Below are 18437 nucleotides of genomic sequence, written 5' to 3'. Positions count from 1 at the left end.
GTAAGGGGACAAAGGTTCAGGTGTCACACAGCGTCAGGCGTTTGAAAGTTATCTGTTTTAGAGCGCTAAGCTGCTATACAACTAGTATGGAAGTTGTGTGACAGGTTCACCTTAAGAAAGAAATTGGGCAGGGAATAGTGGATTTTGTGCAAACTTTCTCATAACCGAGGTTTAATTTTCGGCATTATGGCCTTCTCGCAAGTTATTACCTGATAAACAAGTTGTGAAAATTTTTTCATTTCACATCCGGAGCCAGATCACAAAATGGACAAAAGGCTTAAAATCACCGAAATCGCCGCCCGGACGCAGCTCTCCATCAGCACCGTTTCTCGCGTGCTGGCGGGGAAGGCAAACACCAGCGAAAAAGCACGGGCAAAGGTGCTGGCGTGCGCGCGGGAGCTGGGGGTAATGGACGGCATGGCGGCGGGGCGTCTGCTGCTTAACAGCCTGGCGGTGTTTGCCCCGCAGCGGGCGTTTGACGAGCGGTCCGACATCTTTTACTACCGCGTCATCCAGAGCGTGAGCAAAGGGCTGGCCTCGCACGAGGTTCGCCTGCGTTACTGTGCGCTGGAGGAGAACGACAGCGATGCCCAGCTGTTTCTGGCCCGCATGAACGAAGCGGACACCCAGGCGGCGATCCTCCTTGGTATCGACGATCCGCATATCCACGATCTGGCGGTAGACGTGGGCAAACCCTGTATGCTGATTAACTGCCGGGACCGCCACATGCGCCTGCCCGCCGTCGCGCCGGATCATCGCGCGATTGGCGAGCGGGCGGCAGAGTACCTGTTCGAGATGGGGCACCGGGAGGTGATGAACGTGCTGTGCCTGCGTCGCTACACCATGGAGCTGCGCCTGTCCGGGATCCGCGACGCGTGGCACGGTCATAACCTCAGGTTCAGCGACAGGCGCGACCTGCTGATGGTGTCCAGCTTCAGCGCCAGAGAGACGGAGCAGCTGGTAAGCGAGTGGCTTCACCAGCAGAAAGGGAAGGACCTGCCAACGGCGTTCCTGGTTGGTGGTGATTTTATGGCGGCGGGGACCATCAGCGCGCTGCAAAAACACGGTCTGCGCGTGCCGCAGGATGTCTCGGTGATGAGCATCGACGGCTTTAATCTCGCGGCGATTCAGGATGTGCCCTTAACCGCGGTACATGTTCCGCGTGATGAGCTGGGAACGGAAGCGGTGCATATGCTCCAGCAGCGGCTGATGCGCCCGGACGCGCCGGTGGGAACATTGCTGCTAAACGGCACGCTGACCGTGCGGGAGTCGGTCCGGCGGATACGTCAGGGGAAACGACGTACCGCCGTAGAGCGGGAAGGGCTGTACGACGGTTAAGCCATGCCCAGCGCGCGCCTGCCGTGGATGTTGAGATCGGCCACGGTAAAGCGGCCCTGCCAGCTTTTCTCATAATCCTCGCGCGGGAAATCGCCCGGTGACGCGCCGGTTTCCAGCGCTTCCTTGACCTTTTTCGCATAGGCGAGATTCTTCTCGCACATTGGCGCGGCAGGAATATACATCACGTTGCCCCAGCCCTGCTGATTTTCCACCGGCGCGACGGAGTGGATCACATCGCAGTGCCACCACACGGAATCACCGGCTTCCAGCGCCGGAATGCTGGTTAACGCTTCGATCAGCAGCGGATGCCACTTCTCAGAAATCGGCAGCACGCGCCCCGGCGCCACGCCGCACAGCTCGTCTTCCGGCACGTCGTCCAGCAGCGGACGCAGCAGAATATAGGCCATTGCCTCCGGGATCGGCACCACGTGCAGCAAGCCCTGTCCGGGGATCATGTCCGACAGCGCCGTCCAGCCCTGGAAGGTGCGGAACACCGAGCATTTGGTGGTGTTATCCACGGTGTACTCTTCCACTTCGGTACGGTGCGCGGCGTTCCACGGATCGTATTTATCAACGTTGCCGTCAAACACGCGGGCAAAGACCTGCTGATAAGCGGGCAGCAGCCAGCGCTCCAGCGCGCCAGAATCAGTGTGTGCGCCAAGTCCCTTCGAGGTGGTTCCCGGTGGACGACGGCGGATGCGGTCCGGGTAAATCACGCTCACGTCCGGGTCGAACCACTGCTTGCCGTTGCTCTCAAATGTCCATAAACGGTTCAGGAACGACTGTACCTGCGCCATCTCTTCACTCTGGCGCGCCTGCATTTGCGCCTGCGACCAGTAGATCGGGTAAATCTCCGGACGAGAGGCCGTTAAGGTGCCGAAGAAGTTATCGCCGGGTCCTTTATACACCTCGTCAAACTTATTCAGATCGAGGTAGTCGAGCATCGACTGATCCCACGCCAGCGCCTGCTCGCGCGGGAAATGGCCTTTGATCACCGCGCAGCCGCGACGTTTAACCGCTTCGCGCTGTTCGGCGGTGATCGTGCCGTTTTTCACGTCGGCAAAGGGGATCACTGGCCAGACGGTTTCGCCTTTGTTTTTGAGAGCGTTGATTTCCGCCACGCGGGTGGCGATTTTATCGCTGAGCCGGTCGAACACCGCCTGCACATCGCCGATCTGCGCGCGTAATTCACGTTTCATCTGACGGATTGCCGCTTTATGGTCCGCTGGCAACGTTTCGCTGGTAAAGGTCATAACTGCCTCGCATCTTTCATTCGAAAGTAAAAGTGTCTACAAGTGATACTTTAAGTTAAAAAAAAGTTAATGCAAGTTTAAAACCTTGACGGGTGCCACAGGATGGGAAAAGAGTGAGAGGCCGGAGCGAGGCTCCGGCAGGTAGGGGGATCAGGCGTCGAACGGGGAGTGCGCGTCGAGCACGGCCTGAATCACATTCAGCGCGCCCTGATGGTTGTTATCGTCGGTAGTGTAACGGCTGACCTCTTTAATGCTGTCCGCCGCGTTGCCCATCGCAAAGGAGTATTTCACCAGCTTCAGCATTTCCGCATCGTTGCCGCTGTCGCCAATGCCGACGCACGCCTGAGGTGAGACTTTCCAGCGTTTAAGCAGGCGGCTGATGCCGTTGGCCTTGTGCAGGCCGGGGATAATCAAATCGACAAAACCGAAGCCGCTGGTGACCGGCTTCATGATGCCGTCCAGGGAGACATGCAGTTTATCAACCAGATTCGGGATATCGCTGTCCGGCAGGTTCAGGGAGAATTTAAACAGCACGTCGTCAATTTCGCGGTAATCGCTGATGGGTTTTAAGCGATGGTAGTGTTTCGACATCAGCTTCACGAACGCTTCTGGTGCTTTATCGCTGACGTACGCGCTCTCCAGCCCGCAGGCCACAAAGTTCAGCCCTTTGTCTTTCAGCAACTCGCCAATGACGATCTGCGACTCATGACGCGTCAGTTCGCCGTGGAAAATCTGTTCGCCGTGATCGAAGACCAGCGCGCCGTTTTCCGCGACGAAGGAGATCTGATCTTTCAGCTCCGGGAAGAAGGAGATGAGCTGGTAATACTGGTTGCCGCTGGCGACAACAAATTCAATGTCGCGGGCTTTAAGCTGCTCAAACTGTGCCTGGAAGCGGTCACGATCGTACTGCTTGGCATCATCAAGGAAAGTTCCGTCCATATCGGTGACGATAACTTTTACGGTCATACTGTGCTCCTGGGTCACTGCGTTTGAAACATTCTAATAACAAGGTGACGGGGAGCACAAATTTAATTTCGAATGAAAGTCAGAAAGCCGGGTGGCGGCTTCGCCTTACCCGGCCTACGGGGGGACAATGTAGGCCCGGTAAGCGAAGCGCCACCGGGCGTTTTTTTACAGCGTATGCTCAGTACGGGCAATAATATCGTCCTGCGCATCCGGCGACAGGGCGGTGAAGAACGCCGAGTAACCCGCGACGCGCACCACCAGGTCACGATACTGATCCGGGTGTTTCTTCGCTTCCAGCAGCGTTTCGCGGGAGACGATGTTGTACTGAATGTGCCAGCCTTTATGCACCTCGAAGAAGGTGCGCAGCAGCACCATCAGCTTTTGGCGATCGCTGTCGTTTTCCAGCGTCGACGGGTTCAGCTTCTGGTTTAGCAGCACGCCGCCGAGAATCGCTTCCGTCGGCAGTTTACCCACGGAGCCAATCACCGCCGTCGGGCCGAGGTGGTCGGTACCGGAGGCCGGGCTTGCCCCTTCCGCCAGCGGGGTGTGGGCTTTACGGCCGTCCGGCGTTGCCATGGTTGCTGCGCCAAACGGCACGTTTGCGGAGATAGAAGACGTGCCCGCATAGTAGTTACCCCCAATCGGGCCGCGGCCGTAGCGTGGGTTATGGTACTGCTTCAGCTCTTCAATGTAGGTTTCGTAGGCACGGGTCAGCAGCAGGTCCACGCTGTCGTCGTCGTTGCCGTACTTCGGCGCGCCGTTGATCAGGCGCTGGCGCAGCTGCTCGTGGGTCAGCCCTTCGAAGTCATCCGCCAGCGCCGCCGCCAGCTGTTGCTGACCGATAACACCCTGGTCAAACACCAGCTTCTTCACCGCTGCCAGGCTGTTGCCGAGGTTGGCGATCCCCACCTGTAGGCCGGAAACCCAGTCATACTTCGCGCCGCCCTGCTTAATGCTTTTCGCGCGTTCGATACAGTCGTCCACCAGCGCCGAGCAGAGAATATCGTGGACGTTCTCTTCCAGCATGGTGTCCACCACGTACTCGATCTCAATGGATTTGCGGGTGTAGTAGCGGATCTGGTTATCCCACGCCGCCATGACCTCATCGAAATTCCCGAAATTACCGGCAGAAAGCGCTTTTTCCTGCGGCAGGAACACCTGGCCGCTGGTGGCGTCGCGACCGCCTTCCAGCGCCGCCAGCATCACGCGGGCGAAGTTGATAAAGCTCATGCCGGTGCAGCGATAGCCCCACTTGCCGCCGACGGCGGTTTCGATGCAGCCAATCGCCGCATAGTCATACGCGTCCTCTCGTTCCACGCCGAGCTTGATAAATTCCGGGATCACGATTTCATCGTTGTTAAACGCCGGCATCCCGAAGCCGCAGCGGATCACCTGCACGCAGGCGTCGAGGAAGTCGTTGCTCATGCCCGCGTGGTAGCGCACGCTCAGGTTTGGCTGGGTGGAGCGCAGGCGACCGCAGGACTCCAGAATCGCGTAGGAGAGCGGGTTGACCGCGTCCATCGGCTCACCGTTGACCAGCTTCTGGCCGCCGATGGTGACGTTCTGATACAGCGGGCTGCCCGCAGAGGCTTTGGAGTGTGAGCCGGAGCGGATTTTATTCACTTCCAGCAGCTTCAGCCAGCAGCTGTGCAGCAGCTCAATGGCGTGCTCGCGATCCAGACTCTGGTCCAGCTCCACGTCGCGGCGGTAGTACGGGTAAAGGTACTGGTCCATACGGGCAAAGGAGACGGAGTGACCGTTGGACTCAATTTGCAGGATCAGCTGAATGAAGTAGCACAGCTGTAGCGCCTGCCAGAAGGTTTTTGGTGGTTGGTGGGCGATGATGTCGCAGTTTTCCGCCATGGCCAGCAGCTCGTCGCGGCGGCTGGCGCGGGTTTCTGTCGCGGCCATTTCACGCGCCAGATCGGCAAAGCGTTTGATGTGCAGGCTTACGGCTTCCAGCACGATATCAATGGCTTTCAGGAACTGATCGCCGTGCAGATCGTCCAGCACCGTCAGGTTGATGCGCGAGCGGCGCTCGGCCACTTTCGCGCGCAGGCCGTCGAGCCCTTTCTCCAGCACCAGCGGGAAATTCACCGCCAGGTGCGCGTCGCCGGAGGTCATGTTACCTTCGGCTTTGATGATGCCGGTTTCCAGCAGGCCTTTCTGCTCGTCGGTAAACATACCGTAGCAGCGATCCTGCACCGTCTGGCCGCGCCACCACGGGCAGATCGCATGCAGGACGCGCTTGTTCTCTTCGCTGACCGCGAAGCCCGCACCCGGACGGTCCGCCAGATCGTCAATCTCTTTCTCAATCCACGAGACGGTGTATTCCGGGAAGATCGGTGCGGCGCGCACTTCGCTGGCCTGGTTACCGATAATCAGCTCGTCATGCTTGATCCAGATAGTACGTTTTGCCAGGTGGTGGGCGAGGGCCAGGGCGCGACGGACCGGGATCGGCTTGTCCATGTGCTGCTGATACATTTCGGTGTAATGCTGCGCGCGCTCGGTACAGACCGGCGGCTTAACGATATGCACCAGTGCCGTTTTGTGCGCCTTGATGCGCTCGCTGAGGGTGTTGAGATTCAGGGTGGTCATAAGTTTATCCTCGTAAGGTCGCGGTTAACCCTTTCTGGCAGGCATACTGCTGCGCGAAGTCCAGCAGGGCAGGGTTATCCAGCGGTTTGTCAGGGGCAAAGTAGGGTTGGCCGAGCAGGGTGTATTTGTTCATGCCCAGCGTGTGATACGGCAGAAAATGAATATCGTGAACGCCGAGTTCGTCGGCGGCGAAATTGGTAATGGCGGTAACCGACGCTTCATCGGCGTTAAAGCCCTGGATCAGCGGCACGCGAATGGTGATTTTTTTCCCGGCGGCGGCCAGGCGCTTCAGGTTGTCCAGGATCCGTCTGGCTGAGCCATCGGTCCACTGTTTAAATACGTCACTGTCCACATGTTTCAGGTCCGCCAGGAACAGATCGACATACGGCAGTGACGGCTCGATATAATGCCAGGGTACGTGAAGGCAGGTTTCAACGGCGGTATGAATGCCTTGTTCATGGCTGGCTTTAAACAGGGCATGTGCCAGCGCCGGGTTCATGAACGGCTCGCCGCCGGAGAGGGTGATCCCGCCGCCGCTGCGGTCGTAGAAGGGCTTGTCGCGCAGCACGGTGGCCATAATCTCCTCCACCTGCTTCTCTTCACCGCAGACGGTAAGCGCCTGGGTCGGGCAGCAGTCGGTAAGGGCAGTGAGCGTCTCGTCGTTAAGCTTCTCACGATGAATGACCAGCCCGTTCAGCGCGCGTTCAACACACCCCGGCGCGGCCTGCTGACACAGGTCACAGCCGTCCAGGCACAGGCGGGCATCAAACAGGACGTCCCGCGTGCGGGAGCGGCTTTCCGGGTTCTGACACCAGCGACAGCCCAGCGAGCAGCCTTTCAGGAATACCACGGTTCGAATACCGGGACCGTCGTGGGTGGAGTAACGCTGTATATTGAAGATCATTTTCTTGCCCTCGAGTTACATATGAAGATTAAATTACTTTCGAATGAAAGTTATCTTGATATGGGTCAATTCCTGAGCAGGTTTTGCTGTGATAGGGTAAGTGCAGGCTAATTTTGAGGGTGACATCATGGAACTTTATCTCGACACATCTGACGTTGCGGCAGTCAAAAAGCTGGCGCGTATCTTCCCGCTGGCGGGCGTGACCACTAACCCAAGCATTGTGGCGGCGGGTAAAACGCCTCTGGAAGAGCTGCTGCCCGCGCTGCACGACGCGCTGGGCGGCAAGGGCCGGCTGTTCGCTCAGGTGATGGCGAAGACCGCCGAGGGAATGGTGGAAGACGCACGTAAGCTGCGCGCGATAATCAATGACCTGGTGGTGAAAGTGCCCGTGACCGCTGAAGGGCTGGCGGCGATCAAAATGCTGAAAGCAGAAGGGATCCCGACGCTGGGTACGGCGGTGTACGGCGCAGCACAGGGGATGCTCTCCGCACTGGCGGGGGCTGAGTATGTGGCTCCTTATGTGAACCGCGTGGACGCGCAGGGCGGGGACGGGATCCAGACGGTGGTCGAACTGCAACAGCTGCTGACCCTGCATGTCCCGCAGTCAAAAGTGCTGGCGGCGAGCTTTAAAACCCCGCGCCAGGCGCTGGACTGCCTGCTGGCAGGGTGCGAGTCCATCACGCTGCCGCTGGACGTGGCGCAGCAGTTTATTACCTCTCCGGCCGTGGATGCGGCAATTGTGAAGTTTGAGCAGGACTGGCAGGGGGCGTTTGGGCGGACGTCTGTCTGATGCGGTTGCCGGGTGGCGCTAACGCTTACCCGGCCTACGTTTGCATCGCTGTTGCCGGGTGGCGCCGTTCGAGCCGTTGTAGGTCGGGTAAGGCAAAGCCGCCACCCGACTTTTTTACTGGCTACACACCTCACACCCGGGGTTACGCATCAGCTTCATCTCGCGGAACTGGCAGGTCATCGCGTCATACATCACGATTTTACCCGCTGCGGGCGTGCCGTAGTGCGCCAGCACTTTGATCGCCTCCATCGCCTGCAAGGAACCGATAACGCCAACCAGTGGCGCCATCACGCCCGCCTCGACGCAGGTCAGCGCATTCTCGCCAAACAGACGGCTCAGGCAGCGGTAGCAGGGCTCTCCTTCAGCGTAGGTGAAGACGCTGATTTGCCCCTCCATGCGGATGGCCGCGCCGGAAATCAGCGGCGTTTTACGGGCAAAGCAGCCCGCATTGAGCTGGTTGCGAATGGCGACGTTATCGGTGCAGTCCAGCACCAGGTCATGCCGTGCAATCTGGGCAAACAGCGCGTCGTCATCCAGCATCGCGTCAATCAGGGTGAACTGAACGTTGGGGTTAATGCGCGCCAGCGCCGTGCGTGCTGATTCCACTTTAGGCTGACCGACCGTCGCGTCACTGTGCAGCGTCTGGCGTTGCAGGTTGGACACCGACACGGTGTCGAAATCCAGCAGCGTCATGCTGCCGATGCCCGCCGCAGCTAGATATTGCGCCGCCGCGCAGCCCAGCCCGCCAAGACCCACAACCAGCACGCTGGCCGCCTTGAGCGCTTCCTGGCCCTCGAAATCAAACCCGCGCAGCACGATCTGGCGGTTATAGCGCATCATCTCCGGGTCGCTCAGTTCCACCGTCATGTCAGCCTCCGAACAGGTGGTTAAAGCGTTCCACTTCAACCCATTCGCCCGCCTCAACGTGGCCGCGATCGCGCTCCAGCACGATAAAGCAGTTACCCTGACTGAAGGAGCTAAAGATGTGCGAACCCTGATGCCCGGTGGTGCTCACCTCCAGCTCGCCGTCGGCGTTGCGCGCCAGAATGCCGCGCTGGAAATCGAGACGGCCCGGTGATTTTTTGAGGCGCGTTGCCGCCCGCACGCGCACGCGCTCCGGCAGCGGGCTGGCATTGTTGCCTGAAAGCTTCGCCAGCAGCGGGATCACCAGCTGGTAGAAGGTCAGCGCGGCGGAGACCGGGTTACCCGGCAGGCCACAAAACCAGCTGTGCGGAAGTTTGCCAAACGCGAACGGTTTGCCCGGTTTAATCGCCAGCTTCCAGAAAGCGATTTCACCCAGCTCTTCAAGCAGGGTTTTGGTGTAATCCGCTTCGCCAACCGATACGCCGCCGGAGCTGATCACCACGTCGGCAGAGGCGTCAGCGTCGATAAACGCCGCGCGCAGTTTTTGCGGATCGTCAGGAATGATACCGAGGTTAATCACCTCGCAGCCCAGCTGCTCAAGCATCAGGTGCACCGCCAGACGGTTGGTGTCGTAAATCTGCCCCTCGTTCAGCGGCTGACCCGGAAGCTGTAGCTCGTCTCCCGTGGAGAACACCGCCACGCGCACTTTGCGGATCACGTCAATCTCCGCGATGCCAAGCGATGCCAGCACCGGCAGTTCGGCGACCGTCAGTTTTTGCCCGGCGGCAAAGACCGTTGCGCCCAGGGTAATATCTTCCCCGATGTGGCGGATATTTTGTCCCGCTTTGACGCTGGCGGTAAAGCGCACGCCGTCGTCCGTTTGTTCGGTCTCTTCCTGCATCACCACGGCTTCACAGCCCTTTGGCACCGGTGCCCCGGTCATAATGCGCACGCAGGTGCCCGCTGGCCACTCACCGTTAAACGGCTGCCCGGCAAACGCTTTACCTGCCACCGGCAGCGGCTGACCCGTTTGCAGATCCGCCAGACGTACGGCATAGCCGTCCATCGCCGCGTTATCGAACCCCGGCACGTTCAGCGGCGAGACGATATCGCGCGCGGCAATACGGCCAAAACAGCGCACAAGCGGCAGCGTCTCAACGTCGTGCAGTGGAGTAATGCGGTCAAGCATCTGCGAGAGTGCCGTCTCAAGCGGCATCAGTCCGGCGGTAAAATCCATGGTGGGCTCCTGCGGAGTAACAACGAAAGCGCTCATTATGGCAGAAAAGTGCGGCTAACTGTATGACCCGATGGGTGTACGCTTTACATCACAGTTGCGTCTTTCTATATTCAAAAATCATCTGAAGATTCGTCGACGATAATGATATTTATAGAAAAAGCAGCCAGCCAGGCTGATGGGTGATGCGAAATGAGTAAAGCGGTTATCGCAATTCATGGCGGTGCCGGGGCAATCACCCGTGCACAGCTCAGTCCCGAGCAGGAGAAGCGTTATATTGATGCGCTGAACGCCATTGTGGAAACAGGCCAGCGGATGCTGGAAGCGGGCGACAGCGCGCTGGACGTGGTGACCGAAGCGGTGCGTCTGCTGGAGGAGTGTCCGCTGTTTAATGCCGGTATTGGCTCGGTTTTTACGCGCGATGAAACGCACGAGCTGGATGCCTGCGTGATGGACGGCGTCACCCTGAAGGCGGGCGCGGTAGCGGGCGTCAGCCGTCTGCGTAATCCGGTGCTGGCCGCGCGTCTGGTGATGGAACAAAGCCCGCATGTGCTGCTGGCCGGGGCGGGGGCGGAAAAATTTGCCGTTGAGCACGGGATGGACACGGTCTCGCCCGATCTTTTCTCCACCGAGGAGCGTTACCGGCAACTGCTGGAGGCCCGTACAGCGGGGATGACGCAGCTGGACCATGCCGCGCCGCTCGATGAACGCAGCAAAATGGGCACGGTAGGCGCGGTGGCGCTGGATAAAGCCGGTAACCTCGCCGCCGCGACGTCGACAGGCGGTATGACCAACAAACTTCCCGGTCGCGTCGGCGACAGCCCGCTGCCGGGGGCCGGGTGTTACGCCAATAACGCCACCGCGGCGGTGTCATGCACCGGCACTGGCGAAGTGTTTATCCGCGCGCTGGCGGCCTACGACATTACCGCGCTAATGGATTACGGCGGATTAAGCCTGAGTGAGGCCTGCGAGCGGGTAGTGATGGAGAAACTGCCGGCGCTGGGCGGGATTGGCGGCTTAATTGCGGTGGATCGGGAGGGCAACGTGGCTCTGCCGTTCAACAGTGAAGGGATGTACCGGGCGTGGGGGTATGCCGGCGATGCGCCCAGCACAGGCATTTATCGTGAATAAGGGGGCATTGCGTGCCGCACCGTGAAGAGCTGGACAACTGCGAAGTGCTGGCTGTCCACCAACTGAATATTGCGTTTCAGGAAGAGCGGCAGTTCATCCCCGCAGTACAGAATTTATCGTTTTCGCTCAGGCGCGGCGAGACGCTGGCGATTGTTGGCGAATCAGGTTCCGGTAAATCCGTTACCGCGCTGGCGCTGATGCGTCTGCTTGAGCAGACGGGCGGGCAGGTCACCAGCGAGCGGATGCTGTTGCGCCGTCGCAACCGTCAGGTTATCGATCTCAACGAGCTGAGTGCGTCCCAGATGCAGGGGGTGCGCGGGGCAGATATTGCGATGATTTTTCAGGAGCCGATGACCTCCCTGAACCCGGTTTTTCCGGTGGGCGAGCAGATTGCCGAATCTATCCGCCTGCATCAGGGACTGAGCGGTGATGAGGCGCTCAACGAAGCAAAACGGATGCTGGAGCTGGTGCGTATCCCTGAGGCGCACGCGATTTTGTCCCGCTATCCGCATCAGCTTTCCGGCGGCATGCGCCAGCGGGTGATGATTGCGATGGCGCTGTCGTGCCGTCCGGCGGTGCTCATTGCGGACGAACCCACCACGGCGCTGGATGTCACCATTCAGGCCCAGATCCTGCAACTGATTAAGGTGTTGCAGCAGGAGATGGAGATGGGGGTGATTTTCATCACCCACGATATGGGGGTGGTGGCGGATATTGCCGATCGGGTGCTGGTTATGCATCAGGGCAATGCCGTGGAAACCGGCACGGTGGAGCAGGTCTTTCATGCGCCGGTGCATCCTTATACCAAAGCGCTACTGGCGGCGGTCCCGCGTCTGGGGGCCATGAATGGCAGTGATTTTCCGCGCCGTTTTCCGCTGTTCTCACAGACCGAACAGGGCCAGCAGGAAGACGAAACCGAGCAGGATACGGTGGTTCCCGGCAGGCCAATTCTCGAAGTGCGTGACCTGGTGACCCGTTTCCCGCTGCGTAGCGGGATCCTCAATCGCGTGAAGCGCGAAGTGCATGCGGTTGAAAACGTCAGTTTTGATCTCTGGCCGGGCGAAACGCTGGCGCTGGTGGGGGAGTCCGGCTGCGGTAAATCCACCACCGGACGGGCGCTGCTCAGGCTGGTGGCGTCGCAGGAGGGGAGCATCACCTTCAACGGTGAGCGCATCGACACGCTCCCTAACAGTAAATTGCAGGCGGTGCGCCGGGATATTCAGTTTATATTCCAGGATCCTTATGCGTCGCTCGATCCGCGCCATACGGTGGGGTACTCGATTATGGAGCCGCTGCGGGTGCATAACCTGCTCGACGGTGAAGCCGCGCAGCGCCGCGTCGCATGGCTGCTGGAGCGCGTGGGCCTGAAGCCGGAGCATGCCTGGCGTTATCCGCACGAATTTTCTGGCGGTCAGCGACAGCGTATCTGCATTGCGCGGGCATTGGCCCTCAATCCGAAAGTGGTGATTGCGGATGAGTCCGTGTCAGCGCTGGATGTCTCTATCCGCGCGCAAATCATCAATCTCCTGCTCGATTTACAGCGGGATTTGGGCATTGCGTTTCTGTTTATCTCCCACGATATGGCGGTGGTGGAGCGGATCAGCCATCGCGTGGCGGTGATGTACATGGGGCAAATTGTTGAAATCGGCCCCCGTCGGGCGGTGTTTGAAAACCCGCAGCACCCGTACACCCGCAAGCTGATGGCTGCCGTACCGGTTGCCGATCCTGAGCATCGTCACGCCCAGCGCGTGCTGTTGCAGGACGAAATGCCGAGCAATATTCGTAAACGGGGCGAAACCCTGGAGCGCGTGGCGCTGCGTGAGGTGGGACCCGGTCATTTTGTCGCACCACCGCGTCAGGGCAATGCATTCTCGCGGTTATAACTTACAACAGGCAGGAGAACACAATGGTTCCTTTTGTTGCTCGTAAATGGCTGCTGGCCGCGAGCGTGACGGCTGCGCTGGCCGCCGCCCCCGCGTTCGCGGCGAAAGATGTGGTGGTGGCTGTGGGGTCTAACTTCACGACCCTGGATCCGTATGATGCCAACGACACTCTTTCTCAGGCGGTGGCAAAATCCTTCTACCAGGGGCTGTTCGGCCTGGACCGCGAAATGAAGCTGAAAAACGTGCTGGCGGAAGGCTATACCGTGTCGGACGACGGGCTGGTCTATACCGTTAAGCTCCGTACCGGCGTGAAGTTCCAGGATGGCACCGACTTCAACGCCGAGGCGGTTAAGGTCAACCTGGATCGTGCCAGCAATCCGGAAAACGGTCTTAAACGCTACAACCTGTATAAAAATATCGCCCAAACCGAGGTGGTTGATCCGGCAACGGTGAAGATCACCCTCAAAGAGCCGTTCTCGGCGTTCATCAATATCCTGGCGCATCCCGCGACGGCGATGATTTCCCCCGCCGCCCTGAAAAAATATGGCAAAGAGATTGGCTTCCACCCGGTGGGGACCGGACCGTACGAACTGCTTACCTGGAATCAGACCGATTTTGTGAAGGTGAAAAAATTCGCCAGATACTGGCAGCAGGGGCTGCCGAAGCTGGATACCATCACCTGGCGGCCGGTAGTGGACAACAACACCCGCGCCGCAATGCTGCAAACCGGCGAAGCGCAGTTTGCCTTCCCGATCCCGTACGAACAGGCGGCGCTGCTGGCGAAAAACAGCAAGCTGGAACTGGTGGCCAGCCCGTCGATTATGCAGCGCTACATCAGCATGAACGTCACGCAGAAACCGTTTGATAACCCGAAGGTGCGTGAAGCCATCAACTACGCCATTAACCGCCAGGCGCTGGTGAAGGTGGCCTTTGCCGGCTACGCCACCCCGGCGACGGGCGTGATGCCGCCAACCATTGAGTACGCGCAAAGCTATCAGCCGTGGCCTTACGATCCGGCGAAAGCGCGGGAACTGCTGAAAGAGGCGGGCTATCCGAACGGCTTTAGCACTACGCTGTGGTCGTCGCATAACCACAGTACCGCGCAGAAGGTGCTGCAATTTACCCAGCAGCAGCTGGCGCAGGTGGGCATTAAAGCCAGGGTTACGGCGATGGATGCCGGACAGCGAGCGGCGGAAGTGGAAGGCAAAGGACAGAAAGAGAGCGGCGTGCGGATGTTCTACACCGGCTGGACGGCTTCAACCGGAGAAGCGGACTGGTCCCTGTCGCCGCTGTTTGCTTCCCAGAACTGGCCGCCAACGCTGTTCAATACCGCGTTCTACAGTAATCCGCAGGTGGATAAAGATCTGGCCGATGCCCTGAAAACCACCAAACCGGAAGAGAAAGCACGCCTGTACAAAGAGGCGCAGGACATTATCTGGAAAGAGTCGCCGTGGGTGCCGCTGGTGGTGGAAAAACTGGTCTCAGCCCACAACAAAGCGCTGACCGGTTTTTACATCATGCCGGATACGGGCTTTAGCTTTGATGACGCGGATTTGAAATAAAACTCATGCTGAATTATGTGTGTAAACGCCTGCTGGGGCTTATCCCGACGCTGCTGATTGTGGCCGTGCTGGTGTTTTTGTTTGTCCATATGCTGCCCGGCGATCCGGCGCGTTTGATTGCCGGACCGGAAGCGGATGCGACGGTTATTGAACTGGTGCGTAAACAGCTCGGTCTTGACCAGCCGCTGTACAGGCAATTTCTGCGTTACATTGGCAATGTCCTTCAGGGCGATTTCGGCATCTCAATGGTGTCGCGTCGTCCGGTGTCGGAGGAGATTGCCAGCCGCTTTATGCCTACCTTCTGGTTAACGATTGCCAGTATGAGCTGGGCGGTTGTCTTTGGCCTGGGCGCGGGGATTGTCGCCGCCGTCTGGCGCAACCGCTGGCCGGATAAGCTCGGTATGGCGCTGGCGGTCACCGGCATCTCTTTCCCGGCGTTTGCGCTGGGCATGCTGCTGATGCAGATTTTCTCCGTCGAGCTGGGCTGGTTGCCGACCGTCGGGGCCGACACCTGGAAGCACTACATTCTGCCCTCTATGACGCTTGGCGCGGCCGTTGCGGCGGTTATGGCCCGGTTTACCCGCGCCTCGTTTGTCGACGTGCTGAGCGAAGATTACATTCGCACCGCGCGGGCAAAAGGGGTGAGTGAGAAATGGGTCATTCTGAAGCATGGTTTTCGTAATGCGATGATCCCGGTGGTCACGATGATGGGGCTACAGTTCGGCTTCCTGCTGGGGGGCTCTATCGTGGTTGAGAAGGTCTTTAACTGGCCGGGGCTGGGGCGCCTGCTGGTCGACTCGGTCGATATGCGTGACTATCCGGTTATTCAGGCTGAAGTCCTGCTTTTCTCGCTGGAGTTTATTCTTATCAACTTAGTGGTGGATGTGCTTTACGCCGCCATTAACCCGGCCATCAGGTATAAGTAAGATGCGATTACTGAACTGGCGTCGCCAGGCCATTTTAAACGCTATGCCGGGGATCAGGCCGGACCATATTCGCACCCCGTGGGTTGAGTTCTGGCGTCGATTCCGTCGTCAGCCCGTCGCTATGGTCGCCGGGTTGTTTGTGTTACTGCTGATCCTGGTGGCGATTATCGCCCCCTGGATAGCCCCGTTTGATGCGGAAAACTACTTCGACTACGACCGGCTGAACGATGGTCCGTCGATGATGCACTGGTTTGGCGTGGACTCGCTCGGGCGCGATATTTTTAGCCGCGTGCTGGTAGGGGCGCAGATCTCACTGGCGGCCGGGGTCTTCGCGGTGCTGATGGGCGCAGCAATTGGCACCGTGCTGGGGCTGGTGGCCGGGTACTACGAAGGCTGGTGGGACCGCATCATCATGCGTATCTGCGACGTGCTGTTTGCCTTTCCCGGTATTCTGCTGGCGATTGCCGTGGTGGCGGTGATGGGCAGCGGCATGGCGAACGTCATTATCGCTGTGGCGGTATTCTCGATTCCCGCTTTCGCGCGTCTGGTACGTGGCAACACGCTGGTGCTGAAGCAGCAGACCTTTATCGAGTCGGCGCGCAGCATGGGAGCCAGCGATGCCACCATCCTGTTCAGCCATATTCTGCCGGGAACGGTCTCGTCTATCGTGGTCTATTTCACCATGCGCATAGGCGTGTCGATTATCTCGGCGGCCAGCCTGTCGTTTCTGGGGTTAGGGGCACAGCCGCCGACGCCGGAGTGGGGCGCGATGCTGAACGAGGCGCGGGCGGATATGGTGATTGCGCCACACGTGGCGATCTTCCCGAGCCTGGCGATTTTCCTGACCGTGCTGGCGTTTAACCTGCTGGGGGATGGGCTGCGCGACGCGCTGGATCCGCGGATAAAAGGGTAGTGCTGTGGAATGTGCCGGGTGGCGGCTACGCCTTACCCGGCCTACAAAAGGGAAGCAGGGTGTTTAAACCCGGCTACCCCACAGGTCATACTCATCCGCGTTTTCAACCTTCACGCGAATAATATCACCCGGCTTAACCTGTGTTTCGCCGTTCAGGTACACCGCGCCATCGATTTCCGGTGCATCCGCCATGCTGCGGCCAATCGCGCCTTCTTCGTCCACTTCGTCGATAATCACCAGAATTTCGCGGCCCACTTTCTCCTGCAAGCGTTCAGCAGAGATCTGCTGTTGCAGCTGCATAAAGCGGTTCCAGCGCTCCTCTTTTACCTCTTCCGGTACCTGGTCCGCCAGCTCGTTGGCCGTTGCGCCTTCAACCGGGCTGTACTTGAAGCAGCCGACGCGATCCAGACGCGCCTCTTTCAGGAAGTCGAGCAGCATCTGGAAATCTTCTTCGGTTTCACCCGGGAAGCCGACAATAAAGGTGGAGCGCAGGGTCAGATCCGGGCAGATCTCACGCCACTGCTTGATGCGCGCCAGTTGGCGATCCACGGAGCCAGGACGTTTCATCAGCTTCAGAATGCGCGGGCTGGCGTGCTGTAGCGGGATATCCAGATACGGCAGGATTTTGCCTTCCGCCATCAGCGGGATCACATCGTCAACGTGCGGATAAGGGTAGACGTAGTGCAGGCGCGTCCAGATCCCGAGCTTAGCCAGCTGCTCGCACAGGCCGACCATGCTGGTTTTCACCGGCTCGCCGTTGTGGAAACCGGAGCGGTGTTTGACGTCCACACCGTAGGCGGAGGTGTCCTGGGAGATGACCAGCAGCTCCTTCACGCCCGCGTCGGCCAGGCGTTTGGCTTCTGCCAGCACCTCGCCAATCGGACGGCTCACCAGATCGCCACGCATCGACGGGATGATGCAGAAGGTACAGCGGTGGTTGCAGCCTTCGGAAATTTTCAGGTAGGCGTAGTGGCGCGGCGTCAGCTTCACGCCCTGTTCCGGCACCAGGCTCAGGAACGGGTTGTGCTTTGGTTTGGGGACGTAGTGATGAACATGTTCCAGCACCTGCTCGTAGCTGTGCGGGCCGGTGATCTCCAGCACTTTCGGGTGCACTTCGCGGATCTGATCCACCTTCGCGCCCAGGCAGCCGGTGACAATCACTTTGCCGTTTTCCGTCAGGGCTTCACCAATGGCTTCCAGTGACTCCTGGACCGCGCTGTCGATGAACCCGCAGGTGTTGACGATCACCATGTCGGCGTTGTCGTAGCTTGGCACCACGTCATAGCCTTCAGTGCGAAGTTCAGTCAGGATGCGTTCGGAGTCCACCAGGTTCTTCGGGCAGCCGAGGGAGACAAAGCCGATTTTCGGCGGGTGCGTAACATTGCTCATAGGTTAAAAATTCATCAATTATGGAGTTATCAGGGCGGGATTTTACAGCGTATCGCGGGGGATTTATACACTCTTGATGGCGCAGTTGAGGCGGGCAATCGTTGTAACATTGTAAAGAATGTTAATCAGTTATCGTTTATTGATCTCAGGCATTACATTGTACAAAAAATGACCTTATCCTTAATAAGGTAACATGGCTGACAGGGGAGGAAATAGCATGTCCGTTGACAGACTGAAACGCGATCTGCTTAACAAGCTGATCAACGCCCGAATCGACCTGGCCGCATATCTGCAACTCCGCAAGGCGAAAGGGTATATGTCAGTCAGCGAAAGCGAAAATCTGCGTGATAACTTCTTTGAACTTTGCAATTTCATGCGTGAAAAAGCACCCATCCTGAAAGCGCACTGCGCTGAAAGCGAATTAGTGGCGCTGCGCCGCGCCGCCGAGGTGCTCTCCATCGCCGGGGTCTGTTTGATGAACGGACGTCACGACTGCCCGAATTTTATTGCCGTTAACGCGGAGAAGCTTGAAAACTGCCTGACCACGCTCGCGCTTTGCATCATGTGTCTGAACAAGCCGGAAACGCTTGCCCGGCACTGAACCCGGGGGAGGCAACTCCCCCTTCTGATTAAGCTTTTGTAAAAGTGGTAACGCACCCGGGAACAGTGGCTAATCTTTAAGCCAT

General features: G+C 58.8%; 15 protein-coding genes. 8 read left to right on the top strand and 7 right to left on the bottom strand.

The annotated features are described in order from the left end of the window. Positions 1-264: 264 nt before the first annotated feature. On the top strand, positions 265-1338 hold the full coding sequence (locus tag ACJTMZ_RS06340) for a substrate-binding domain-containing protein (protein ID WP_252010867.1): 1074 nt from the start codon (positions 265-267) through the stop codon (positions 1336-1338). Here ACJTMZ_RS06340 and ACJTMZ_RS06335 read toward each other — a convergent pair. The 4 genes from ACJTMZ_RS06335 to ACJTMZ_RS06320 form a co-directional block, all read right to left on the bottom strand. Beyond that, the gene (locus tag ACJTMZ_RS06335; RefSeq protein WP_032647814.1) at positions 1335-2591 is read right to left on the bottom strand and encodes a DUF1479 domain-containing protein; all 1257 of its coding nucleotides are present in this window, start codon (positions 2589-2591) and stop codon (positions 1335-1337) included. The genes ACJTMZ_RS06340 and ACJTMZ_RS06335 overlap by 4 nt on opposite strands. Positions 2592-2741: 150 nt before the next feature. Beyond that, positions 2742-3557, bottom strand: a complete 816-nt coding sequence (locus ACJTMZ_RS06330) for a Cof-type HAD-IIB family hydrolase (RefSeq protein WP_017693749.1) — start codon at positions 3555-3557, stop codon at positions 2742-2744. A gap of 165 nt (positions 3558-3722) precedes the next feature. Further along, positions 3723-6155, bottom strand: coding sequence for a formate C-acetyltransferase/glycerol dehydratase family glycyl radical enzyme (locus ACJTMZ_RS06325; protein ID WP_252010866.1), 2433 nt, complete (start codon positions 6153-6155; stop codon positions 3723-3725). A gap of 4 nt (positions 6156-6159) precedes the next feature. After that, on the bottom strand, positions 6160-7059 hold the full coding sequence (locus ACJTMZ_RS06320; protein ID WP_252010865.1) for a glycyl-radical enzyme activating protein: 900 nt from the start codon (positions 7057-7059) through the stop codon (positions 6160-6162). A gap of 127 nt (positions 7060-7186) precedes the next feature. Here ACJTMZ_RS06320 and fsa point away from each other — a divergent pair, with 127 nt between their 5' ends. Next, positions 7187-7849, top strand: a complete 663-nt coding sequence (fsa, locus tag ACJTMZ_RS06315; protein WP_252010864.1) for a fructose-6-phosphate aldolase — start codon at positions 7187-7189, stop codon at positions 7847-7849. Between the two features lie 114 nt (positions 7850-7963). Here fsa and moeB read toward each other — a convergent pair whose 3' ends face one another. Both moeB and moeA read right to left on the bottom strand, forming a co-directional pair. After that, the gene (gene moeB / locus ACJTMZ_RS06310) at positions 7964-8716 is read right to left on the bottom strand and encodes a molybdopterin-synthase adenylyltransferase MoeB (RefSeq protein WP_193136112.1); all 753 of its coding nucleotides are present in this window, start codon (positions 8714-8716) and stop codon (positions 7964-7966) included. 1 nt (position 8717) lies between these two features. Further along, on the bottom strand, positions 8718-9950 hold the full coding sequence (gene moeA, locus ACJTMZ_RS06305; protein ID WP_252010863.1) for a molybdopterin molybdotransferase MoeA: 1233 nt from the start codon (positions 9948-9950) through the stop codon (positions 8718-8720). Positions 9951-10139: 189 nt separating this feature from the next. On the opposite strand from moeA, the gene iaaA reads away from it, so the two are divergent. The 5 genes from iaaA to gsiD are packed head-to-tail and all read left to right on the top strand — an operon-like array spanning position 10140 to position 16362. Next, a complete protein-coding gene (iaaA, locus tag ACJTMZ_RS06300; protein WP_015571030.1) occupies positions 10140-11078 on the top strand; it encodes a beta-aspartyl-peptidase in 939 nt (312 codons plus the stop codon). An 11-nt stretch (positions 11079-11089) separates the two neighbouring features. Then, on the top strand, positions 11090-12961 hold the full coding sequence (gsiA, locus tag ACJTMZ_RS06295; protein WP_023296179.1) for a glutathione ABC transporter ATP-binding protein GsiA: 1872 nt from the start codon (positions 11090-11092) through the stop codon (positions 12959-12961). A 23-nt stretch (positions 12962-12984) separates the two neighbouring features. Continuing rightward, positions 12985-14523 (top strand): glutathione ABC transporter substrate-binding protein GsiB, encoded by a 1539-nt coding sequence (gene gsiB, locus ACJTMZ_RS06290; RefSeq protein ID WP_252010862.1) that lies wholly within the window; start codon positions 12985-12987, stop codon positions 14521-14523. A gap of 5 nt (positions 14524-14528) precedes the next feature. Beyond that, positions 14529-15449, top strand: coding sequence for a glutathione ABC transporter permease GsiC (gsiC, locus tag ACJTMZ_RS06285; protein ID WP_006809475.1), 921 nt, complete (start codon positions 14529-14531; stop codon positions 15447-15449). 1 nt (position 15450) lies between these two features. Continuing rightward, entirely contained in the window at positions 15451-16362 is a 912-nt protein-coding gene (gene gsiD / locus ACJTMZ_RS06280) for a glutathione ABC transporter permease GsiD (RefSeq protein ID WP_015571027.1), read from the top strand. Between the two features lie 63 nt (positions 16363-16425). Here gsiD and rimO read toward each other — a convergent pair whose 3' ends face one another. After that, positions 16426-17751 carry a 30S ribosomal protein S12 methylthiotransferase RimO gene (gene rimO, locus ACJTMZ_RS06275; RefSeq protein WP_017693743.1) on the bottom strand — a complete coding sequence of 442 codons (1326 nt, stop codon included), beginning with the start codon at positions 17749-17751 and terminating at the stop codon, positions 16426-16428. A 217-nt stretch (positions 17752-17968) separates the two neighbouring features. Between rimO and bssR the strand changes: the two genes are divergently transcribed. Continuing rightward, positions 17969-18352, top strand: a complete 384-nt coding sequence (gene bssR / locus ACJTMZ_RS06270; RefSeq protein ID WP_032620009.1) for a biofilm formation regulator BssR — start codon at positions 17969-17971, stop codon at positions 18350-18352. Positions 18353-18437 lie beyond the last annotated feature (85 nt).

This window comes from Enterobacter sp. DN (genome assembly GCF_046054285.1).
Classification (GTDB): Bacteria; Pseudomonadota; Gammaproteobacteria; order Enterobacterales; family Enterobacteriaceae; genus Enterobacter; species Enterobacter hormaechei_C.
This window is presented reverse-complemented; position numbering and strand designations above follow the sequence as displayed.